This window comes from Bradyrhizobium sp. CCGUVB14, assembly GCF_024199935.1.
Lineage (GTDB): Bacteria > Pseudomonadota > Alphaproteobacteria > Rhizobiales > Xanthobacteraceae > Bradyrhizobium.
In genome coordinates this window covers 7,937,535-7,958,209 of the sequence record NZ_JANADS010000001.1, presented here as the reverse complement: position 1 = coordinate 7,958,209, position 20,675 = coordinate 7,937,535, and the positions used below count along the sequence as shown (strand labels likewise).

The following is a 20,675-nucleotide window of genomic DNA, read 5'->3' as shown; positions in this document are numbered from 1 at the left end:
CGTGAGCGCCGGCATGACACCGGACTGGAACGCGCTGCCATCGGCCAATTCGCTGTGGGAAGCCACAGCGGAGCCGGCGCGCGCGTTTCCCGTGCTGTCTGGCGAGCAGCAGGCCGATGTGGTGATCATCGGTGCGGGCTATACCGGCCTCTCCGCTGCGCATCACATCGCCAAAAGTGGACTCGCGCCAATCGTGCTGGAAGCGAACCGGCCCGGCTGGGGTGCGAGCGGGCGCAATGGCGGGGTGATCACCGCAAAGTTTCGGCTCTCGTTCCGCGAAATCGACGCCATCCATGGCCGTGCCATGGCCAAGCGGATGTATGAGATCGCGCATGAATCGACCGACATGGTCGAGGAGCTGGTCTCCGTGTTCGGTATCACCAGCGCCAACCTGATCCGCACCGGCCAGGTCAAGGCCGCGCATAACGAGACGACGCTGAAGGCTGCGATCGACGAAGCCAATTGGATGACGCGCGAGATGGGCTCGGCCGAGGTTCGCATCCTCGACAAGCACGGCGTGCGCGACGAGACCGGCTCCGACATCTTTGTCGGCGGCGTGCTCAATCCCGGCTCGGGCGGCATTCACCCGCTGAACTATCTGCGCGGCCTCGCTGATGGCGTGGCACGCCGCGGCGTTCCGATTTTCCAGGAATCGCCGGTGATCAAACTCCGGCGGGAGGGTGATGGCGTCGTCGCCGAGACGCCGCAAGGCGCGGTGCGCGCAAAACAGGCGATCATCGCCACCAATAGCTATTCGGATCTCACCGGCGCGACTGCGCATCTGCAGCGCACGCTGATCCCGTTCCGCAGCGCCCTCATTGCCACCGAGCAGTTGCCGCGCAATCTCGCCGGCAAGCTGATGCCGACGGGACGCACCTACACCGAGACCAAGCGCATGATGCGCTGGTTCCGCATGGTCGACAACCGCGTGATTTTTGGCGGCCGTGGCGCCTTCGGTAAGCACGATTCGCAAGCCGCGTTCGACGCGCTGCGCAAGGCGATGGTCGGCATCTTCCCTGATCTCGTCGACGTCCCGCTCGCCTACAAATGGTCGGGCCTCGTCGGCATGACCCTGGACTCGGTGCCGCATATCGGCCGGATCGACGACCGCACGCTGGTCTCGATGGGCTACAACGGTGCGGGCGTTGCGATGTCGAGCCTGATGGGCCGCTATCTCGCCGCCTTCGTGCGCGGCGAGACGCCCGAGGTCGGGCTGCTCGATATCAGCCGCATGAAGGCCATTCCGTTCTATCCGCTGCGCGAGCCCGCCGTGCGCATGGTCGCCGGCTGGTACCAGTTTCTCGATGCGATCGGTCAGTGATGTTCATTTGGAGGAGGCGAGGATGAATACGAAGCTGAATTTTGGATTGGGCTGCGCATTGCTGGGCGCATGTGGTTTCACCGCGGCGCACGCCGCCGAGCAGATCACCTTCGTCTCGCAAGGCGGCGCCTATCAGCAGGCACAGACGGTGGCGATCCTCGATCCCTCCGCCAAGAAGCTCGGCATCACAATCAACCAGGATTCCATCCCCGACGCCTGGCCCGCGATCAAGACCCAGGTCGGCAGCGGCAAGCCGATCTGGGACGTGGTCGACACGCCCACCGGCAATTGCCTGCGTGGTGGCGAGCAGGGGCTGATCGAGAAGCTCGACTTCTCGAAGATTCCAAACGGCGCCGCGATGCCGGAGTCCTATCGCAGTCCCTATTCGGTGTCCTACGAGTTCTATTCCAGCGTGCTGTCCTACAGCCAGAAGACCTTCCCGAAGGACGCGCCCAATAGCTGGGCCGATTTCTGGGACGTGAAGAAATTCCCGGGTCGCCGCGCGCTGCGCAACCATCCGTTCGCCACGCTCGAGGCGGCGCTGATGGCCGACGGCGTCGCGCCGGACAAGCTCTATCCGCTCGACGTTGATCGCGCCTTCAAGAAGCTGGAGGAGATCAAGCCGCACATCACGGTGTGGTGGACCTCGGGCGCGCAGTCGGCGCAGTTGCTCAATGACGGCGAGGTCGACATGGAAATGGCCTGGAACGGCCGCGTCAGCGCGGTCGCGAAGGAGGGCGCCAAGGTCACCTTCACCTACAACCAGGGCATCCTGCAGAGCACCTCGCTCTGCATCCTCAAGGGCGCGCCGAATCTCGACACGGCCGTGAAGTTCCTCAACGAGGCCGTCGATCCCGTGCACCAGGCTAATCTGCCGCTCAACATCGACTACGGCCCCGGCAATCCCAAGGCGTTCGAGACCAGCGTGATCAAGCCGGAGCGCGCCGCGCAATTGCCGAGCGAGCCGGCCAATGCCGCCAAGCAGGCGCTGATGTCCTACGCCTGGTGGTCCTCGCCGGCCGGTGAAGCCGCCGAGAAGCGCTGGGCATCGTTCATGCAGAAGTGAGGCAGCCTTGGTGACATCCGTGCCAGATCCATCGCAAAAGCATCAGCGCCGCGAGAACGGCCTGATGCTGGCACTGGTGTCGCCGGCGTTGCTGGTGATTTTGGCTCTGATCGTGCTGCCGGTCGGCTGGCTGGCCTGGCAGTCGATCTACCATGACGGCTTCACGCTGGAGAACTATCGCCGCGTCTTCACCGAAGACATCTACTGGCGGAGCTTTGCGCTGACCTTCGAGATCAGCCTCGCGGTCACCGTGATCGCGTTGCTGCTCGGCTATCCCGTGGCCTATCTCGCCAATTCCGTGCCGAAGGGCTGGAGCATCCTCATCCTGTCGCTGGTCGTGCTGCCGTTCTGGACATCGGTGCTGGTGCGCGCCTATGCCTGGCTGGCGCTGCTCCAGCGCACCGGCGTGATCAATCAATTCCTGCGTTATCTCGATGTCATCTCCGAGCCGCTCGCGCTGGTGCACAACACGTTCGGCACGGTGGTTGCGACCGTGCACATCCTGCTGCCGTTCATGGTGCTGCCGCTCTACGCCACCATGCAGAAAATCCCCGGCGATCTCATGCAGGCCGGCGCCAGCCTGGGCGCGAGCCCGTCGCTGACCTTCTTCCGCGTGTTCCTGCCGCTGTCGCTGCCCGGCGTGCTGGCGGGCTGCACCATGGTGTTCGTGCTCTGCCTCGGCTTCTACATCACGCCGGAGCTGCTCGGCGGTGGCCGCACCGTGATGGTGTCGATGCTGGTCAGCCGCAATGTCGAGCTCTACAACCAGTTCGGTGCGGCGAGCGCGGTCGCCGTGGTGCTGCTCGTGAGCGTGCTCCTGATCTTCTTCGTCGTCAGCCGCTTTATCTCGCTCGATCGCGTGCTGGGGCAGAAATGACGCGCATCTCGCCCGCCCGGATCGCCCTCTACGTGATCAGCACGCTGGTGCTGATCTATCTGATCCTGCCGGTGCTGATCATCGCGCCGATCTCGTTTTCGAGCGCGCGATTCCTGACGTTCCCGCCGCCGTCGTTCTCGCTGCGCTGGTACCAGCAATATTTCGCCAATCCGGCCTGGATGCAGGCGACGCAGGTGACGCTGACGGTCGCGCTGTTCACGGTGGCGATCGCAACGCCGTGTGGCGTCGCTGCCGCCTACGCCATCAGCCAGTCGAAGCTGCGGATCATGCGTGTCATCCACATGGCGCTGCTGCTGCCGCTGGTGGTGCCGATCATCATCACCGCGGTCGGCATCTTCTTCGTCTATGCCAAGATCGGCCTGGTCGCGACCCTGCCAGGCCTCGTGCTCGCGAACGTGATGCTGGGCTTGCCTTACGTCGTCATCTCGGTGCTCGCGGGCCTGCAGAGCTTCGATCCCGCGCAGGAGATGGTCGCCCGCAGCCTCGGCATGAACCGCCTGCGCAGCTTCTTTGCGGTGACGCTGCCGCAGATCAAATCGAGCGTGGTCGCCGGCGGCATCTTCGCCTTCATCTCGGCGATGGACGAGACCATCGTCGCGCTGTTCATCTCGGGCGGCCAGTATCAGCCGCTGACCAAGCGCATGTTCACCGCGCTCCGCGACGAGATCGATCCGACCATCGCCGCGATCTCGACGCTGATGACCGCGGCGTCCTTCATGCTGGTGTTGCTGGCGAGTGCGCGGCAGAAGAAGACGGGGTAGGGGTTAATGTCGTCCCGGCCTCGTGCGCAATGGCGAACTAGGCCGGGACGACAGCGAATGCGTGGCGAGCTTTCGCTTCAACCCTTGGCCCCCAGCCACGCCAAGATCATCTCCACGATCTGGCTTCGGCTCTTCGCCAGCACCTTCGGCTCGCTCAAATCCCGATCGAACAGCGCGCCAAAAGTGTGGCGGTTGGCGACGCGGAAGAAGCAGTAGGAAGAGATCGCCAGATGCAGATCGATGGCGTCGACGTCGTCGCGGAAGACGCCCTCGCTGCGGCCGCGCTTCAAGATGCCGTCGAGCGTCGCGATCACGCTGGCGTTGAGCTGGCGCAGCTGCAGATTCTGCTTCAGGTGCTTGCCGTGGTGGATGTTCTCGATCGAGACGAGGCGGATGAAGTTCGGGTTGCGCTCGTCGTGGTCGAAGGTCGCCTCGATCAGCCGGCGCAGGCCCTCGCGCGCGTCGCAGCTTGCGATATCGAGCTGGTCTTCCAATGCGCGGATGCTGCGATAGGCTTCCTCCAGCACCGCGAGGTAGAGCTGCTCCTTGCCACCGAAATAGTAATAGATCATCCGCTTCGAGGTGCGCGTCCGCGCCGCGATCGCATCGACGCGGGCGCCGGAATAGCCCTCCGAGGCGAATTCGGCCATCGCCACTTCGAGGATGTCGCGCTTGGTGCGCTCGGGGTCGTTGGTGCGCTTCAATGGGGGTGGCATGCGCTCGAGCATCACTGTTTCTCCCGCCCGTTTCTATGGATCACCTTGAAGGTGAAGGCAAATTTCGCCCAATCCGACGACTTTTGATGCCGACTTGCATAAACGTACTAGTTCGTACATTATGGATTGAAACCAAGGTTGCGGCAACCAAAAGCAAAAAAAGCGCGCACGGCCGGACGGGCCAAAGCGAGCTGCGACCGCCATCGCACACGGGGAGGAATTTTCGATGAGCTCGATCTCGACTGCATCGCTGCACGCGCCGGCCGGCGCGGAAGCCACGCCAAACAAGCTGCCGAAGCGCGCTGCGCTGGTCAGCTTCGTCGGCAGCATGCTCGAATACTACGACTTCTTCATCTACGGCACCGCGGCGGCGCTGATCTTTCCAAAAGTGTTCTTCGCCAATGTCGATCCCGCGACCGGGACGCTGCTCGCGTTGTTGTCGTTCGGCATCGGCTATATCGCGCGTCCCGTCGGCGCCGTCATCCTCGGCCATTTCGGCGACCGCATCGGCCGCAAGACGGTGCTGCTGTTCACGCTGGTGATCATGGGGGCCTCGACGCTGGCGATCGGCCTGCTGCCGGATGCCAAGACGATCGGCAATGCCGCGCCCATCATCCTGACGCTGCTGCGCCTGCTGCAGGGCCTGTCGGCGGCCGGCGAGCAGAGCGGAGCAAATTCGCTGACGCTGGAGCACTCCGCCAATTCCAACCGCGCCTTCTTCACGAGCTGGACCCTGAGCGGCACCCAGGCCGGCGCGATCCTGGCGACGCTGGTGTTCATCCCGGTGTCCAGTATGCCGGAAGATCAGCTGCTGAGCTGGGGCTGGCGCATACCGTTCCTGCTCTCCGCGCTGGTGCTGCTGGTCGCCTATCTGGTGCGGCGGACCATGCCGGAAACGCCCGTGTTCGAAGACATCAAGGACAAGGCGCAAGTGGCGCGCTTTCCCGTGGTCGCGCTGCTGCGAGACTACTGGCCGGACGTGCTGCGCGTCATCGTCTGCGCGCTGATCGCGACCGTCAGCACCCTGACCGCGGTGTTCGCGCTCGGCTACGCCACCAGCAAGTTCGGTGTCGCGCGTCCGACCATGCTGTGGGCCGGCGTGCTCGGCAATGTCACGGCGCTGTTCGCACAGCCGCTCTGGGCCTTGCTCGCCGACAAGATCGGCCGCAAGCCCGTGTTCATCGGCGGCGTGCTCGGCTGCGCCGTGCTGCTGTTCCCCTATTTCATGCTGGTGACGTCGGGCAGCACGGCGGCGATCTTCGTCGCCGCGATCGGCCTCTACATCATCTACTCGGCGCCGAACGCGATCTGGCCGTCGTTCTATGCGGAGATGTTCGAGGCGCGCGTGCGCTATTCCGGCACGGCGATCGGCACCCAGCTCGGCTTCCTCGCCGCCGGCTTCACGCCGCTGGTGAGCGCGAGCCTGGTCGGCGAAGGCCCGAATGGCTGGGTCCCCGTTGCGATCTTCGTCGCCGGTTGCTGCGTCGCCTCCGCCTTGGCCGCGATGACCGCACGGGAAACCCACAAGGTCGACATCGCCGATCTCGGCAAGCGGCGCGCGTGAGCGCAAGACAGGACAAGGATCGATGCTGACCAACGCTATTCCGACCACGCACGGCCCGATCATCGGGGCCGAGCAGGGGCACGTCCGCGCCTTCAAGGGCGTGCCGTTCGCGGCCGCGCGGCGATTTGCCAAGGCGACGCCGCCGCAAGCGTGGACGGAGCCGCGCCGTTGCACGGACTACGGCGCTTATGCGCCGCAGCCCGGGCATCTCGATCAGGTCGAACAATCCTGTCTCAGCCTGAATATCTGGACGCCCGTGGGCGCTGATCGCCCGCTGCCGGTGCTGTTCTTCATCCATGGCGGCGCCTTCGTCACCGGCGGCGGCGCCGATTATGACGGCGCATTCCTTGCCGCACACGGCCCGGCCGTCATCGTCACCATCAACTACCGGCTCGGCCCGCTCGGCTTCCTGCAGCTGCATCGTCACGGATTGGCCGAGGCCAACAACCTCGCCATTTCGGATTCGCTAGCCGCGCTCGACTGGGTCCATGCCAACATCGCCAGTTTCGGCGGCGATCCGAACCAACTGACGCTGTCGGGCCAGTCCGCCGGCGCGTCGATGGTGATCGCGCTCGCGACGCTGCCGCAGGCCAAGGGCAAGTTCGCCCGCGCACTGGCGCTGAGTGCGCCTGGTCGCAACATCATGAGCGCCGACCATGCTGACCAGGTCGCGCGCCGCGTCATCGAAGAGCTCGAGCTTGCGAGCGACCCCGCGGCCATTGCCTCCGTGCCGCTGCCAAAACTCTTCGCAGCCGTCGAGCGCGTCGGCCGCAGGATCGCCGACGAGACCGCTTCAGGCACCGTGTTTGGCCCGGTGCTCGACGGCACCGTGATCGCACGCGAGCCGCGCGACATCTTTGCCGAGGGAAGCTTGCGCGACATTCCGCTTTGGCTCGGTTCCTGCCGCGACGAGATGGTGATGTTTTTGAAGAGCACGCCGCCGGCCGCGATGATCCGCACCACCGAGCGCAATGTGCGCACAGCTTTCGGCGATGCCGGCTGGGAGCGTCTGCTGGCCTGCTATCGCGGCTCGGCACGCCCTGACGAGGATCCATACGAGGCGCTGCTGTCGGATGCGTTCTGGCACCGCCCGATGGCCGATCTCGCGCGAAGCCACGCAGCCGCGGGTGGCGCGGTGTGGCTGAGCCGGTTCGACCATCGCCCGTCGCTGGAGCCGTTCCTGTCGCAAGGACCGACCCACGGCGCCGACAATGCCTGCCTCTGGGCGCATCTGCCCGACTTCATCGATCGTCCGATCCTGAAGCGCAAGGGCGGTCCGATGACCCCGGCCGATATCGACGTCGCGGCGCGGTTCCAGACCAGCCTGCTGCGCTTCGTGACATCTGGCGCGCCCGATGTCGCGGAAGCCTGGCCGCGGTTCGACCTGCCTAAGGAGCCACTCGCAATCTTCGGCCAGCCGTTTCATATTGTGCCTCTCAACGAAGGCGTGCGCTCTCGCCTCTGGGCGGAACTGAGCACCGGCACCAACAATAAAAAGACCATCAGGGAGGCCGTATGAGCATCTTGAACAGGAATGCTACGCGCGGTTCGATCGTCTCGCTCCTTGGCGCGTTCGCGCTGCTGACGGCTTCACCCGTCGCCGCGCAAATCGTCGCGACGCCTGTTCCCGGAGACCCCGTCAGCATCGACAGCGGCGCCGTCTCCGGCAAGGTGCTGCCGTCGAGCGTCAAAGCCTATTTCGGCATTCCCTTTGCCGCGCCGCCGCTCGGCGATCTGCGCTGGCGCGCGCCGCAGAAGGTCGAGGCGTGGAAGGGGGTCTACCACGCCGACCGGTTGGGGCCGGAATGCATCCAAGTGCTGCGACGGCACAATCTCAATCACTATTTCGGCGAAGAGGCGACCAGCGAGAACTGCCTCTATCTGAACATCTGGGCGAGCGCGGATGCCAAGCCGGGCGCGAAGCTGCCGGTCGTGGTCTGGATCTATGGCGGCGGTTTCACCCTCGGCTCCAGCGGCATGGCGATGTATGACGGCGAGAACGTTGCGAAGAAGGGCACGATCTTCGTCAGCTTCAACTATCGCGTCGGCATTCTGGGCAATCTCGCCCATCCCGAGTTGACCGCGGAATCGCAGAACCATGCTTCCGGCAATTACGGCCTGATGGACCAGGTCGCGGCGCTGCAATGGGTCAAGCGCAACATCGCGCAATTCGGCGGCGATCCCGACAACGTCACCATCACCGGTCAGTCGGCCGGCGCGATGTCGGTGTCGGCGCTGGAAGCGAGCCCGCTGGCCAAGGGCCTGTTCAATCGCGGCTTCGCCATGAGTCTCAGCATGTTCGACAACCGCTTCAAATTCCCGGCGCTGCCTGCCGCGGAGAAGATCGGCCTCGAGGTGCAGTCAGCGCTAGGCGCATCGTCATTGGCCGAGATGCGGCAGATCCAGGCCGACAAGATTCTCGCCATCCAGAAGGATTGCCAGCTCGGCTGCGCCGGCACGATCTCGGTCACGCCCGATATCGACGGTTACGTGCTGCCTGACACGGTCCCCAACATCTTTGCTGCGGGCAAGCAGAACGACGTCGCGACCGTCGCCGGCTTCACCAGCGACGAAAGCTCGAACGATCTGCGTACCGCGGGCACGTTAGAGGCTTATGTCGCCGCCGCGAAAAAGCTCTACGGCGACCAGGCCGATCGCTTCCTCGCGCTCTATCCTGCGAAGACTGACGGCGAGGCGAAGGCGATGGGCCTGCTCGCCGCGCGCGAGGGACTGGTCGAGATCGGCACGCGCAACTGGGCGGAAGCCCAGGTGAGGGCCGGCAAGGCGCCGTTCTACATGTACATGTTCTCGCGCGTGCATCCGTTCGCGCCCGGTGTCGAGTTCTTCGACAGCCCGCAGAAGATCGGGGCCTATCACACCTCTGACGTACCTTACTGGTTCGGTACGCAGGACGCCTTCAACAAATTCCGCACCACGCGCAACTGGACCGAGTTCGACCGTGCGCTGTCCGAACGCATGATGGACACGCTGGTCGCCTTCGCGCGGTCAGGCAATCCCGCCACGCCGGCAACGCCATGGCCGCAATGGAAGCAGGACGCGCAGACCTATGTCGAGTTCGGCGACGACTCTGGCGTGCGTGAGGAGAACCGGGCGCGGCTAGAGTTCCACACGCCAGCCAACGTCACGCCCTCGACCCCGCGCGTGTCGCGCGATTAGTGCGGGCTCACGGGAGCCCGGCCAGACGCAACGCGTCTGGTTCGGCGCTTGCGGGCAGAAGCGGACATCAACCTGCTCACAACGTCTGATGAATCCGCCGGGAATGAGACCCAAACCAGAAGCCGCGCTTCCAATCAATTTCGGCTATTCTAACGCAATATCAGTTAGTTGGAATTCGATGGCGTAGGCGTCGTAGCATAGTGATCGAAACTCATCGTGAAAGTCGCACGCCCTCGGCTCACAGAGCGCAGGCTGTTCGCGTAGCCGAACATGTTCGTGAGCGGCACCATCGCGGTAATGACGTTGGCCTTGCCGCGCATGCCTTGGTCCTGAATCTGGCCGCGCCGCGAATTCAGGTCGCCGACGACCGCGCCGGTGCAGTCTTCCGGGGTCACCACTTCGACCTTCATGATCGGCTCTGCGCTCAAAAACTTCACTCCGCGTGTGAACTGGGCCAGCTTGAGTTCAACCCAAGGTTAACACTGTTACCTTGAACGGTCTAGCTTGGCCCGCTTTTGGCCCATCGCAACATTTGCCGCAGTCGCACAGAGGTCGTCGGTATCGGGGCTAACCGAACACGGACGAAGATCTATGATTGCGCCCTGGCGCCAGACCGATCACCAACCCGCACCTGTAATCTGCTTCACAGCCAATCGCGCCGATCTGCGCTAAATGACATCAGGCCCCGCGTCTGCGCGGCCGGCTTCGGAGCTGGCGATGATTGCTGCATTGGCAAGAGCAATATCCCGCGCGACGGGAACCAATATCGAGGTCGAAACACTGAAGATCCTCATGATCTTCTCGGGCGCGGGCCTGCTGGTCTCGCTCGTGGCCGCGATGATCTATGGACAGGCCTTCAACGCCGCTTTGTTCTGAGCGCGTTGCGATCCGTCAGGCCACCGGATCTTCCGAACGGCTCCGCTCAATCGGCGCCAGTGGTGGCGCGCGCTTGAGGGGAGCAGCTTCGCGTGGCGCGGCGTCACTGCCTGCGGCTTGCTCGACCGGCGCGGGGCCGGTGTCGCGGTAGGCGACGATCCAGATCAGAAAGCCCAGGACCGCCAGGGCGGCGCCGACGGGACCGGTCGAGGTCCAACCCCAGCCTTGACGAATGGCGAGGCCACCGAGGAACGGGCCGAGCGCATTGGCGGTGTTGAACGCCGAATGATTGAGCGCGGCAGCGAGCGCCTGAGCGTCTCCGGCCACGTCCATCAGCCGTGTCTGCAAGACGGCACCGAGCGCGACGCTGGCGCCGATCGCGAAAATGTCGATCGCGAGCAGCCAGGGATTGCCGGCGACAAGCGGAAACGCCAGCAGCGCGAGTGTTGCAAACACCAGGATGCCGCCCGCCGTCGGCATCAGCGCGCGGTCGGCGAAGCGCGGCACGAACAGATTGCCGAGCGTGGCACCGATGCCGAAGATCGCCAGGAAGAACGGGATGACCTCGGTGCTGACCTTGGTGACCTCGATCAAGGTCGTCGCGAGATAAGTGTAGACGGCGAACATGCCGCCGAAGCCGATGGCGCTGATCGCGAGCGTCGTCCAGACGCGGCGGCTTTTGAGCGCGCCGAGCTCACGCAGCGGATCCGATCGGCCGGCCTGGTCGCGCGGTGCGAACAGCGCGCACAACAGCATCGTCAGCAAGGCCAGAACCGACACGAGGCCAAAGCTGGCACGCCAGCCGACCCGCTGGCCGATCAGATTGGCCAGGGGCACACCGATGATGGTGGCGATGGTCAGCCCCAGCATGACCTGGCCGACCACCCGCGAGCGGCGGTCTTGCGGAACGAGCGATGCCGCAACCAGCGCGGCGATGCCGAAATAGGCGCCATGGGGTAGCCCGGAGAGAAAGCGGGCGGCGATCATCGCGCCGAAGCCGGGTGCCAGCGCGGTGAGGGCGTTACCGAGCGCGAACACGGCCATCAGCGCCAGCAGCTGCGTGCGCCGGGCGAATTTCGCACCGAGCACGGCGATCAGAGGCGCGCCCAGCACCACGCCGAGCGCGTAGGCGCTGATCGCGTGTCCGGCCGTGGGCTCGTCGATATGAAGGTCAGCCGCGAAGAACGGCAGCAGGCTCATCGATGCGAATTCGGTGGTCCCGATCGCAAAGCCGCCCATCGCGAGCGAGAACAGGACGATGGCGAGATGAGGGGGCGCGGAAGCCGAATTCGGTGTCGCGCTTGGCGAGGCCGCGTGAGGCGAGGTCGTCATGTGTCCTGCATGGGTGACGGCAACGGGAACCAGCCCAGCGAACGTCGCCATCCCTGCAGTCTTTGTCTCACCTACTTAAACGCGCATGGATTCGCGTCAACACCGGAAGGGCCACGTAAGGCAGCGCGCATATCAGCGTCCCGGTTTGCTCAGGGCATCCGCGTCAATATGTCCGGTGAAATCGGCCCAAAACGCCGCAGCCGCGCTTGCTGCGCGGCTGGTCAGCGGTGCGTCATCCTGGCTCAGCCGAGATACGGCACCGGATTGGCCGCGCGATAGAACAGATTGATCAACGTGTTGATGTCGAACACGGGCAGGCCCGATCTCTCGGCGACGTCTCGCGAGAACGGACACATGTTGGTGCACTCGAACAGGATCGCGCCCGGGTTCTTGCAGGACGCCATGAACGCTTCCGTCATTTCGATCATCTCGGCACGCAGCACGTCGGTGTCCAATTCCTCCCGACCGAGAATGTAGGTCGCGGGAAACTGCGCATCGGGCTTCATGCCCTGGATCTGGACGGGGATCACGTCGGGCGACCAGCCGACGCCGCGGAAGTGCCCCTCGTTCATGTGATGGCCGCGTTCGGTGAAGATGCCGATGACCTTGCCCGGTGGCAGCATGGCATGGATCAGCGGTGCCTGGATCAGGCTCGAGGTGAAGACCGGGATATTGACCGCCGCTGCGAGCTGCTTCTGGAACGGCGCGAGAAAGCCGCAGCTCGTCGTGATTGCCTTGACGCCGTCGGCCTCCAGCTCGCGGGCAGCCGCGATGAAGGGATCGAGCAGGGCCGGATCAGGCTGGTCGCCCATGATCCTTGTCGCGTGAGCGCCGCGGACGATCTTGTAGCGCACCGGGAAGTCATAGGAGAGCGCGTTGCCGATGTCGCCGCGCGGACGCGGAAACTTCGTATCGAGCATCAGGATGCCGATCGTCTCGCCGTAATTCGTGAAGCCACCGCGCAGTTTCATCAATCGTCCCACTGATTCGGAATGGTCGCGACACCAGTCTAATGCGTCTCGTGAAACCGGCTGAGAAAGGATTTCAGCCGTTCGCTGCGCGGCTGTCGGATGGTCTCGTCCGGCGTGCCGATCTCGGCCATGATGCCGTCGTTCATGAAGCCGACGCGGGTGGAGACGTCGGCGGCGAAGGCCATCTCGTGGGTGACCAGGACCATGGTCATGCCTTCGGCGGCAAGGCCGCGGATCACGGAGAGCACTTCGCCGACGAGTTCGGGATCGAGCGCCGAGGTCGGCTCGTCGAACAGCATCACGTCGGGCTTCATGGCGAGCGCGCGCGCGATGGCGACGCGCTGCTTCTGGCCGCCGGACAGCCGGCTCGGGAAGGCGTCCGCCTTGTCGGCGAGGCCGACTTTGGCCAGGAGGTCGCGGCCGAGTGCGTCGGCCTCGTCCTGCGCCATGCCTTTCACCTGCACCGGGCCCTCGGTGACGTTCGACAGCACCGACATGTGCGGGAACAGGTTGAAGTGCTGGAACACCATGCCGACGCTGCGTCGAAGCAGCGCGAGCTGGGCGTCGCCCGCGGCGCGCACGCCCTTGCCGAAAGAGAACTTGTGCGTGCCGATCGCCAGCTCGCCCTGCTGCGGCATTTCCAGCAGGTTCAGGCAGCGCAGGAAGGTCGACTTGCCGGAGCCCGAGGCGCCGATCAGGGTAACGACCTCGCCGCGTTCGACCGAAAGCGAGACGCCCTTGAGCACCTCGTGGTCGCCGAACGCCTTGTGGATGTTGTTTGCGATCAGAGCACTCATCGATGCGCTCCCATCTTGAGCTCGACCCTGTCAGCGACCAACGTCAGCGGGAACAGCACGACGAAGTACAGCACGGCGATCGTGGTGTAGACTTCGAGCGGCTTGTAGCTCGACGCGGTGATCACCGTGCCCTGGTAGAGCAGGTCTCCGACCGCGACCACCGAGACCAGCGAGGTATTTTTCAACTGCATGATGGTCTGGTTGATGAAGGAGGGGATCATCACCTGGGTTGCCTGCGGCAGCACGATGCGGCGAAAGATTTTTCCGCGCCGCATGCCGATGGCGCGGCCGGCCTCCCACTGGCCGGTGTCAACGGCCTCGATGCCACCGCGGAAGATTTCCGCATAGAACGAGCCGGCATAGAGCGACAGCGCGATGAAGCAGGCCATGGCCGGCGACATGTCGACGCCGATCAGGACGGGCAGGGCGTAGTAGACCCAGATCAGCTGCACCAGCAGCGGCGTGCAGCGGAACACTTCGATATAGAGACGCAGCGGCACCGTGACCCAACGCGGCGCCGTCGTGCGCAAGATGCCGACGAACAGTCCGATGGCGAGACCCGCGACCACCGTGGTCACCGTGTAGAACAGGGTGACCAGGAGCCCTTGCCAGATCAGGCCCCAATACGGCTTGAGCGCCGCGAAGTCCCAGACATACATGATCGATCAGAACTGAACTTCGGGCGGGAGATCGTCGGCGGTGAGGCCGACCGCTTCGAAGCCCTTGAGCATCCATTCGCGGGTCTGGCCCATCGAGCGGTTGTAGTCGGCCCAGGCGCTGAGGAAGTCCTTGTAGCGCCGGTCGCTCTCGGCGCGGATGCCCATGTTGGTCGGCAGCGTCAGGAGCGGGCGCGGGATCGCGAGATCGCCGAGGTTCGGGTTCTTCTTCAGCGTCGAGACCGACAGCACGGCGAGCGAGACGTTGCAGTCGGCGCGTCCGGTCGCAACCGCAAGGATCGCCTCGTCGCGGTTCTTGAAGCCGAGGATGTTGGCCTTGGGGCAATAGCGGCGCGCGATCGTCTCGTGCGTGGAGCCGATATCGACCGCGATCTTGACCTCGGGCTTGTTGAGATCGGCCCAGGTCTGCGGCTTGGCAAAGCCCTTCTTGGTGATGACGGTGAAGGAGTGCACCAGGATCGGCGTCGAAAAGTCGATCACCAGCGCGCGCTCCGGTGTCGGGTTCACGGCGAAGGCGAGGTCGACCTTGTCGGCCTGGAGGTCGAGGATCTGGTTGCCCCAGGTCGATTCCAGCGTCTCGAGCTTGGCGCCGAGCTTGCTCGCGATGTCCTTGGCCATCTCGATGCAGGCGCCCGACCATTCATTGGTGGCGAGATCCTTGTGGAAGTAGGGCTCCTGTCCGACGATGACGGCGACCCGCAGCACGCCATTCTTCTTGATGCGGTCGAGCGTGGAGGTCGGTGCGTCGGCCTTGGCCGATCCGCTGGCGGCAGCCATCGCGGCGCCCGCGAGCGCGACAGTGGTGAGAGCGTCCCTGCGATTCATGGTCTCTGTCTCCCTGGAATTTGGGTCGGATCGTCTCCGGCCACTGGACTATTTCTGTATTCAGGATAAAATGCAATACGGTATTTCGATTTGCTGACCATTTGGGCGGCAAGGCAGAAATGAGCCCAATATCTTGGCAGGATTGCGCAAAATTCCTGAAAGCCAGGGATTGCAAATCGCATTCAAGTCTGAATACAAGACTGAACGCAATATCGAGATGTGCTGAAGGAGAGGCCTGTGCGCGCCCTATTCGTCGATGCGAACGAGACCCTGGCGGCGGTGACCGACAAGCTGCTGGCTGCCTCGAGGCTGCCGGTCGGCATCAACCGCAATCCCTCGATCAAGCCCGACGATCTGCCCGGCCTGCTCGGCGATGCCGAGATCATGATCGTCGACCACACCGCGGTGCCGAGTGCGATCGCTGAAAAGTGCAAGGCGCTGAAGCATGTCGTCTTCCTCGGCACCGGCGCGCGCAGCTACATGAATCCGGAAGAGCTTAGCCAGCGCGGCATCTCCGTGCACACGATCAAGGGTTATGGCGACACCGCCGTGGCGGAATGCGCGATCGCGCTGATGTGGGCGTCTGCCAAGAGCTTCGGCGAGATGGATCGCGGCATGCGCGAGGGCAATTGGCTGCGCCGCGACGCGGTGCAGCTCACCGGCAAGACGCTCGGCCTGATCGGCTTCGGCGGCATCGCTGCGGAAGCCGCGCGCATGGCGGCGGGTTGCGGCATGAAGGTGATCGCCTGGAACAGGACGCCGAAGACGCATCCGGGCGTCGCGTTCGTCTCGCTGGAGAAGCTGCTCGCCGAGAGCCACGTCGTCTCGCTGCATCTCCTGCTCAACGACGAGACCAAGGGCTTCCTGTCGCGCGAACGCATCGCGCAGATGCGTCCCGGCAGCATCCTGATCAACACCGCGCGCGGCGCCGTCGTTGACGAGGACGCGATGCTCGACGCGCTGCGCTCGGGCCACATCGCCCATGCCGGCCTCGACGTCTTCACGGTCGAGCCGCTGCCGGCCGGCCACGCCCTGACAAAACTGCCGAACGTGACGCTGTCGGCGCATTCGGCGTTCCGCACGCCGGAGGCGAGCGACAACCTCATTGGTGCCGCGCTCGATCATTGCCGCCGCATCATCGCCACCGGCAAGTAAAGCAATAAGGACATCCCATGTCGGATATCACCCGCATCGACCAGAATGCCCGCCGCAGCCGCGCCTCCGTGTTCGGCGATCTCGTTTTTCTCGCGGGCCAAGTGGCGGACACCAAGACCGCCGACATCACCCAGCAGACGAAAGAAGCGCTGGCCAAGGTCGACGACATGCTGGCGCGCGCCGGCACCGACAAGTCACGCCTGCTCAGCGTTCAGGTCTGGCTGAAGACCATGGACGATTTCGACGCCATGAACGCGGTCTATGACGCCTGGGTCGTGCCCGGCAACACGCCGACCCGCGCCTGCGGCAAGGTCGAGCTCGCCGATCCCGCCTTCCGTATCGAAGTGATCGCGATCGCCGCGCGCGCGTAGAGGACGGCTGTGACTGTCAGCGCTCCCGCATCGACCTTCCGCCCCGCACAGCGCATCAGCGCGATCGGCGTGTCCGAGATCCTCAAGATCGGCGCGGTCGCGCAGCGGCTGAAGCGCGAGGGGCGGCCGGTGATCGTGTTAGGGGCCGGCGAGCCTGATTTCGATACGCCCGACCATGCCAAGGACGCAGCCGAGCGCGCCATCCGCGCCGGCCAGACGAAGTACACCATCCTCGACGGCTCGGTGGAATTGAAGGCGGCCATCGCCGACAAATTCCGCCGCGAGAATGATCTCGTCTATGCGCCTGATGAGATCACCGCCGGTGCCGGCGCCAAGCAGGTGATCCACAACGCCTTCATGGCGACGCTCAGTCCCGGCGACGAGGTGATCCTCGCCGCGCCCTATTGGACCAGCTACGCCGACATGGTGCGCATCGCCGACGGCACGCCGGTCGACGTGCTTTGCCGCGAAGACAACGGCTTTCGTCTCGATGCCGCCGATCTCGAACGCGCGATCACGCCGAAGACGCGCTGGCTGCTCCTGAACTCGCCGGCCAATCCGACCGGTGCGGCCTATTCGGCTGCGCAGCTGCGCCCGATCCTGGATGTGCTCAAGCGTCATCCGCATGTCTGGCTGATGGCCGACGATATCTACGAGCACCTCACTTACGATGGCTTGCCGTTCGTCACGGCGGCCGCGCTCGAGCCGAGCCTGAAATCGCGCACGCTGACGGTGAACGGTGTCTCCAAGGCCTATGCCATGACCGGCTGGCGCGTCGGCTATGGCGGCGGCCCGCGCGAATTGATCGCGGCGATGGCGGTGGTGCAGAGCCAGAGCACGACCAATCCGTCCTCGGTGAGCCAGGCGGCTGCGATCGCCGCCCTGACCGGGCCGCAGGACGTGCTCATCGAGCGCCGTTCTGCGTTCCAGCGTCGCCGCGACATCGTGGTCGATGCGCTCAACGCCATCGACGGCGTCACGTGCCGCCGGCCGGAGGGCGCGTTCTACACCTATGCCAGCTGTGCCGGCCTGATCGGCCGCCGCGCGCCGGATGGCACCATCATCGACAGCGACGCGGCGTTCTGCCGCTTCCTGCTGGAGAGGCATGACGTGGCCGTGGTGCCGGGCAGCTGTTTCGGCCTTGCACCTTATTTCCGCCTGTCCTACGCCACCTCGGAACAAAACTTGCGCGAAGCCCTAGAGCGTATCGCCAAAGCCTGCAGGGAGCTGTCATGACCATCAGAAACACCCGCACCGGGGGCCAGATCCTGATTGATCAGCTGGTCGCCCAGGGCGTCGATCGCGTCACCTGCGTGCCCGGCGAGAGCTATCTCGCCGCGCTCGACGCACTGCATGACAGCCCGATCGACGTCGTGATCTGCCGCGCCGAAGGCGGTGCTGCGATGATGGCGGAAGCCTATGGCAAGCTCACCGGCCGTCCCGGAATCTGCTTCGTCACCCGCGGCCCCGGCGCGACCAATGCCAGCCACGGTGTTCACATCGCGATGCAGGATTCGACACCGATGATCCTGTTCGTCGGCCAGGTCGACACCGGCATGCGCGAGCGCGAGGCGTTTCAGGAGCTCGACTACAAGGCGGTGTTCGGCTCCATGGCGAAATGGGCGGTCGAGATTGATCGTCCAGACCGCATTCCGGAGCTGGTCGCGCGCGCCTTCCGCGTCGCGATGCAGGGCCGCCCCGGTCCGGTCGTGATCGCGCTGCCGGAGAACATGCTGACCGAGACCGCCGCCGTCGCCGACGCCCTGCGCATCGAGCCCGCGGTGAGCTGGCCCGCGCCATCAGATCTCGAGCAGGTCGGTGCGATGCTCGCGAGCGCCAAGGCGCCGCTGGTCATCCTCGGCGGCTCGCGCTGGACCGACGACGCCACCAAGAGCATCGCGCGCTTTGCCGAGCGCTTCGACCTGCCGGTCGCGACCTCGTTCCGCCGGGCGTCGCTGATCGACGCCGATCATTCGCACTATGCCGGCGACCTCGGCATCGGGCCGAGCCCGGGGCTGAAGGCCCGCATCGACAACGCCGATGTGATTCTTCTCATCGGCGGTCGCATGTCGGAGATGCCGTCATCGTCCTACACGCTGCTCGATATCCCGACGCCGAAGCAGAAGCTGATCCACGTGCATCCGGGCTCGGAAGAGCTCGGCCGCATCTATCAGCCGGCGCTGGCGATCCAGGCGACACCGGCCGCGTTCGCCGCCGCCGTCGAAACGCTGAAGCCCTCGGGCGCGGTCGCCTGGAAGGGCGAAGCCGCCAAGGCGCATGCCGATTACCTCGCCTGGACCGACAAGGCGCGCGAGCTGCCGGGTACGTTCCAGTACGGCCAGGTCATGACCTGGCTGCGCGACCGCCTGCCGAAGGACGCGATCGTCTGCAACGGCGCCGGCAATTATGCCGGCTGGATCCATCGCCATCATCGCTTCCACAGCTTTGCCGCGCAGCTCGCGCCGACCTCGGGCTCGATGGGCTATGGCGTGCCGGCGGCGGTTCTCGCAAAGCGCCAGTTTCCGGATCGCGTCGTCGTCGCCTTTGCCGGCGACGGCTGCTTCCTGATGAACGGCCAGGAATTCGCGACCGCCGTGCAGTATGACGCGCCGCTCGTCGTCATCGTTGTCGACAATTCGCAATACGGCACCATCCGCATGCACCAGGAGCGCGACTATCCCGGTCGCGTCGTCGGCACCCAGCTCAAGAACCCCGACTTCGCGATGTACGCCAAGGCGTTCGGTGGCCATGGTGAGCGCGTCGAGCGCACCGAAGAATTCGCGCCGGCGTTCGAGCGTGCGCTGGCCTCGGGCAAGCCGTCGATCCTCCATTGCATCATCGATCCGCGCGCGATCTCGGTCGGCAAGGATTTTGCGCCGGCAGTGAAGGCGTAAGCAATGTCGCAGGGCCGCCACGTCGCCATCATCGGAGCCGGCGCGGTCGGCGTGATCAGCGCCATCGAGGCGCTGTGCGAGGGTCATCGCGTCACGCTGATCGACGCGGGCGAGCCCGGTGGCGAGCAGGCGGCAAGCTACGGCAATGCCGGCTGGCTCTCCTCGCATTCGGTGATCCCGCCGGCCGAGCCGGGCATCTGGAAAAAGGTGCCGGGCTATCTCATGGATCCGCTCGGCCCGCTCGCCATCCGCTGGTCGTATCTGCCGAAGGCGCTGCCCTGGCTGATCAAATATCTGCTCTCGGGCTGGACCGAGGCGCGCGTCGAGAAGACCGCCTTTGCGCTGCGTGATCTCCTGAAGGACGCGCCGCTCTTGCACCGGAAGCTTGCGGAAGAGGCCGGTGTGCCTGAACTCGTCGAGCGCAACGGCGTGATGCACGTGTTCCCGTCGCGCGGCAATTTCGACAACGATCTCGGCTGGCGGCTGCGCAAGAAGGTCGGCGTCGCATGGATGGAGCTGAACGCCGACGAGATGCGTCAGCGTGAACCGGATCTGCATCCGCGCTACACGTTTGGCGTGGTGGTGGAGGAGGCCGGCCGCTGCCGCGATCCCGGCGCTTACGTTGCGGCGCTGGCCCAGCACGCGCTGGCGAACGGCGCGAAACTCGTGCGTGCCAAGGCGACGGGCCTCAAGCTTTCCGGCAACAAGATTGTCGCCGTCCTCACCGAGACCGGCGAGATTGCTTGCGATGCCGCGGTGGTTGCGGCCGGCGCGCATTCGAAACGGCTGACGGCTTCCGTTGGCGATCCCCTGCCGTTGGAAACCGAGCGCGGCTATCACGTCATGATCGAGCATCCGGAATCAGGTCCGCGCAGCTCGATGATGGCATCCGACGCAAAAATGGTGGTGAACTGGACCGACAAGGGTCTGCGCGCCGCCGGCACGGTCGAGATCGCCGGCCTCGAGGCCGCGCCAAACTGGAAGCGCGCCGAGATCCTGCGCAACAACCTTCTCAGCATGTTCCCCAAGCTGCCGAGAGATATCCCGGCTTCGCGCATAAAAACCTGGTTCGGGCATCGGCCGAGCATGCCCGACGGCATTCCCTGCATCGGTTACGCGCGCGCGTCACGCGACATCGTCTATGCCTTCGGCCACGGCCATATCGGCCTGGTCGGCTCGGCCCGCACCGGCCGTCTCGTCGCGCAACTCCTGAGCGGCAAGCAGCCCGAAATCCCGCTCGCACCATTCGCGCCCACCCGCTTCCTCTGAGATCG

The 20,675-nt window shown here is 64.9% G+C and carries 19 protein-coding genes and 1 pseudogene; 13 read left to right on the top strand and 7 right to left on the bottom strand.

The genetic code is table 11. From position 1 onward, the window contains the following. Window positions 1-13: 13 nt before the first annotated feature. The 4 genes from NLM32_RS37135 (at window position 14) to NLM32_RS37120 (ending at window position 4,046) form a co-directional block, all read left to right on the top strand. Window positions 14-1,321 (top strand): FAD-binding oxidoreductase, encoded by a 1,308-nt coding sequence (locus NLM32_RS37135; protein WP_254133644.1) that lies wholly within the window; start codon window positions 14-16, stop codon window positions 1,319-1,321. 22 nt (window positions 1,322-1,343) lie between these two features. Continuing rightward, window positions 1,344-2,387, top strand: coding sequence for an ABC transporter substrate-binding protein (locus NLM32_RS37130; RefSeq protein ID WP_254133643.1), 1,044 nt, complete (start codon window positions 1,344-1,346; stop codon window positions 2,385-2,387). Window positions 2,388-2,451: 64 nt separating this feature from the next. Next, window positions 2,452-3,264, top strand: a complete 813-nt coding sequence (locus tag NLM32_RS37125) for an ABC transporter permease (protein WP_254135511.1) — start codon at window positions 2,452-2,454, stop codon at window positions 3,262-3,264. Beyond that, the gene (locus tag NLM32_RS37120) at window positions 3,261-4,046 is read left to right on the top strand and encodes an ABC transporter permease (protein WP_254133642.1); all 786 of its coding nucleotides are present in this window, start codon (window positions 3,261-3,263) and stop codon (window positions 4,044-4,046) included. The genes NLM32_RS37125 and NLM32_RS37120 overlap by 4 nt, the downstream gene beginning before the upstream one ends. 77 nt (window positions 4,047-4,123) lie before the next feature. Here NLM32_RS37120 and NLM32_RS37115 read toward each other — a convergent pair whose 3' ends face one another. Further along, window positions 4,124-4,774 (bottom strand): TetR/AcrR family transcriptional regulator, encoded by a 651-nt coding sequence (locus NLM32_RS37115; RefSeq protein ID WP_254133641.1) that lies wholly within the window; start codon window positions 4,772-4,774, stop codon window positions 4,124-4,126. A gap of 214 nt (window positions 4,775-4,988) precedes the next feature. On the opposite strand from NLM32_RS37115, the gene NLM32_RS37110 reads away from it, so the two are divergent. The 3 genes from NLM32_RS37110 to NLM32_RS37100 are packed head-to-tail and all read left to right on the top strand — an operon-like array spanning window position 4,989 to window position 9,503. Further along, window positions 4,989-6,326 carry an MFS transporter gene (locus NLM32_RS37110; protein ID WP_254133640.1) on the top strand — a complete coding sequence of 446 codons (1,338 nt, stop codon included), beginning with the start codon at window positions 4,989-4,991 and terminating at the stop codon, window positions 6,324-6,326. 22 nt (window positions 6,327-6,348) lie between these two features. Next, the gene (locus NLM32_RS37105) at window positions 6,349-7,845 is read left to right on the top strand and encodes a carboxylesterase family protein (RefSeq protein WP_254133639.1); all 1,497 of its coding nucleotides are present in this window, start codon (window positions 6,349-6,351) and stop codon (window positions 7,843-7,845) included. Beyond that, complete coding sequence (locus NLM32_RS37100) at window positions 7,842-9,503, top strand: carboxylesterase/lipase family protein (protein ID WP_254133638.1); 1,662 nt, start codon at window positions 7,842-7,844, stop codon at window positions 9,501-9,503. The genes NLM32_RS37105 and NLM32_RS37100 overlap by 4 nt, the downstream gene beginning before the upstream one ends. 164 nt (window positions 9,504-9,667) lie before the next feature. Here NLM32_RS37100 and fusA read toward each other — a convergent pair. Continuing rightward, window positions 9,668-9,922: pseudogene (gene fusA / locus NLM32_RS37095) on the bottom strand (elongation factor G); the annotation flags it as partial. A 298-nt stretch (window positions 9,923-10,220) separates the two neighbouring features. Between fusA and NLM32_RS37090 the strand changes: the two are divergent. Next, window positions 10,221-10,379, top strand: a complete 159-nt coding sequence (locus tag NLM32_RS37090; protein ID WP_254133637.1) for a hypothetical protein — start codon at window positions 10,221-10,223, stop codon at window positions 10,377-10,379. 15 nt (window positions 10,380-10,394) lie between these two features. On the opposite strand, the gene NLM32_RS37085 is transcribed toward NLM32_RS37090, so the two are convergent. The 5 genes from NLM32_RS37085 to NLM32_RS37065 form a co-directional block, all read right to left on the bottom strand. Beyond that, on the bottom strand, window positions 10,395-11,711 hold the full coding sequence (locus NLM32_RS37085; protein WP_375143658.1) for an MFS transporter: 1,317 nt from the start codon (window positions 11,709-11,711) through the stop codon (window positions 10,395-10,397). A 242-nt stretch (window positions 11,712-11,953) separates the two neighbouring features. Further along, a complete protein-coding gene (locus tag NLM32_RS37080; protein WP_254133635.1) occupies window positions 11,954-12,682 on the bottom strand; it encodes an aspartate/glutamate racemase family protein in 729 nt (242 codons plus the stop codon). Window positions 12,683-12,720: 38 nt separating this feature from the next. After that, a complete protein-coding gene (locus NLM32_RS37075; RefSeq protein WP_254133634.1) occupies window positions 12,721-13,479 on the bottom strand; it encodes an amino acid ABC transporter ATP-binding protein in 759 nt (252 codons plus the stop codon). Beyond that, window positions 13,476-14,138 carry an amino acid ABC transporter permease gene (locus tag NLM32_RS37070; RefSeq protein WP_254133633.1) on the bottom strand — a complete coding sequence of 221 codons (663 nt, stop codon included), beginning with the start codon at window positions 14,136-14,138 and terminating at the stop codon, window positions 13,476-13,478. Before NLM32_RS37070 ends, NLM32_RS37075 begins: the two co-directional genes overlap by 4 nt. Window positions 14,139-14,144: 6 nt before the next feature. Then, a complete protein-coding gene (locus tag NLM32_RS37065) occupies window positions 14,145-14,981 on the bottom strand; it encodes a transporter substrate-binding domain-containing protein (RefSeq protein WP_212329841.1) in 837 nt (278 codons plus the stop codon). 237 nt (window positions 14,982-15,218) lie between these two features. Here NLM32_RS37065 and NLM32_RS37060 point away from each other — a divergent pair, with 237 nt between their 5' ends. Genes NLM32_RS37060 through NLM32_RS37040 form a run of 5 tightly spaced genes read left to right on the top strand, consistent with a single transcriptional unit; the run spans window position 15,219 to window position 20,670 of the window. Then, on the top strand, window positions 15,219-16,136 hold the full coding sequence (locus NLM32_RS37060; protein WP_254133632.1) for an NAD(P)-dependent oxidoreductase: 918 nt from the start codon (window positions 15,219-15,221) through the stop codon (window positions 16,134-16,136). Between the two features lie 17 nt (window positions 16,137-16,153). Then, window positions 16,154-16,507 carry a RidA family protein gene (locus NLM32_RS37055; RefSeq protein ID WP_254133631.1) on the top strand — a complete coding sequence of 118 codons (354 nt, stop codon included), beginning with the start codon at window positions 16,154-16,156 and terminating at the stop codon, window positions 16,505-16,507. A 9-nt stretch (window positions 16,508-16,516) separates the two neighbouring features. Then, a complete protein-coding gene (locus tag NLM32_RS37050) occupies window positions 16,517-17,743 on the top strand; it encodes a pyridoxal phosphate-dependent aminotransferase (protein WP_254133630.1) in 1,227 nt (408 codons plus the stop codon). Next, on the top strand, window positions 17,740-19,401 hold the full coding sequence (locus tag NLM32_RS37045; protein WP_254133629.1) for a thiamine pyrophosphate-binding protein: 1,662 nt from the start codon (window positions 17,740-17,742) through the stop codon (window positions 19,399-19,401). Before NLM32_RS37050 ends, NLM32_RS37045 begins: the two co-directional genes overlap by 4 nt. Window positions 19,402-19,404: 3 nt before the next feature. Then, window positions 19,405-20,670, top strand: a complete 1,266-nt coding sequence (locus NLM32_RS37040; RefSeq protein ID WP_254133628.1) for an FAD-binding oxidoreductase — start codon at window positions 19,405-19,407, stop codon at window positions 20,668-20,670. Window positions 20,671-20,675: the final 5 nt, after the last annotated feature.

What these genes read in the sequence shown, in the direction of transcription:
- NLM32_RS37065 (WP_212329841.1), bottom strand. Translation starts at nt 14,981, where the DNA reads ATGAATCGCAGGGACGCTCTCACCACTGTCGCGCTCGCGGGCGCCGCG.
- NLM32_RS37100 (WP_254133638.1), top strand. Translation starts at nt 7,842, where the DNA reads ATGAGCATCTTGAACAGGAATGCTACGCGCGGTTCGATCGTCTCGCTC.
- NLM32_RS37110 (WP_254133640.1), top strand. Translation starts at nt 4,989, where the DNA reads ATGAGCTCGATCTCGACTGCATCGCTGCACGCGCCGGCCGGCGCGGAA.
- NLM32_RS37045 (WP_254133629.1), top strand. Translation starts at nt 17,740, where the DNA reads ATGACCATCAGAAACACCCGCACCGGGGGCCAGATCCTGATTGATCAG.
- NLM32_RS37040 (WP_254133628.1), top strand. Translation starts at nt 19,405, where the DNA reads ATGTCGCAGGGCCGCCACGTCGCCATCATCGGAGCCGGCGCGGTCGGC.
- NLM32_RS37075 (WP_254133634.1), bottom strand. Translation starts at nt 13,479, where the DNA reads ATGAGTGCTCTGATCGCAAACAACATCCACAAGGCGTTCGGCGACCAC.
- NLM32_RS37080 (WP_254133635.1), bottom strand. Translation starts at nt 12,682, where the DNA reads ATGAAACTGCGCGGTGGCTTCACGAATTACGGCGAGACGATCGGCATC.
- NLM32_RS37055 (WP_254133631.1), top strand. Translation starts at nt 16,154, where the DNA reads ATGTCGGATATCACCCGCATCGACCAGAATGCCCGCCGCAGCCGCGCC.
- NLM32_RS37125 (WP_254135511.1), top strand. Translation starts at nt 2,452, where the DNA reads ATGCTGGCACTGGTGTCGCCGGCGTTGCTGGTGATTTTGGCTCTGATC.
- NLM32_RS37135 (WP_254133644.1), top strand. Translation starts at nt 14, where the DNA reads ATGACACCGGACTGGAACGCGCTGCCATCGGCCAATTCGCTGTGGGAA.
- NLM32_RS37085 (WP_375143658.1), bottom strand. Translation starts at nt 11,711, where the DNA reads ATGACGACCTCGCCTCACGCGGCCTCGCCAAGCGCGACACCGAATTCG.
- NLM32_RS37130 (WP_254133643.1), top strand. Translation starts at nt 1,344, where the DNA reads ATGAATACGAAGCTGAATTTTGGATTGGGCTGCGCATTGCTGGGCGCA.
- NLM32_RS37105 (WP_254133639.1), top strand. Translation starts at nt 6,349, where the DNA reads ATGCTGACCAACGCTATTCCGACCACGCACGGCCCGATCATCGGGGCC.
- NLM32_RS37070 (WP_254133633.1), bottom strand. Translation starts at nt 14,138, where the DNA reads ATGTATGTCTGGGACTTCGCGGCGCTCAAGCCGTATTGGGGCCTGATC.
- NLM32_RS37090 (WP_254133637.1), top strand. Translation starts at nt 10,221, where the DNA reads ATGATTGCTGCATTGGCAAGAGCAATATCCCGCGCGACGGGAACCAAT.
- NLM32_RS37120 (WP_254133642.1), top strand. Translation starts at nt 3,261, where the DNA reads ATGACGCGCATCTCGCCCGCCCGGATCGCCCTCTACGTGATCAGCACG.
- NLM32_RS37115 (WP_254133641.1), bottom strand. Translation starts at nt 4,774, where the DNA reads ATGCTCGAGCGCATGCCACCCCCATTGAAGCGCACCAACGACCCCGAG.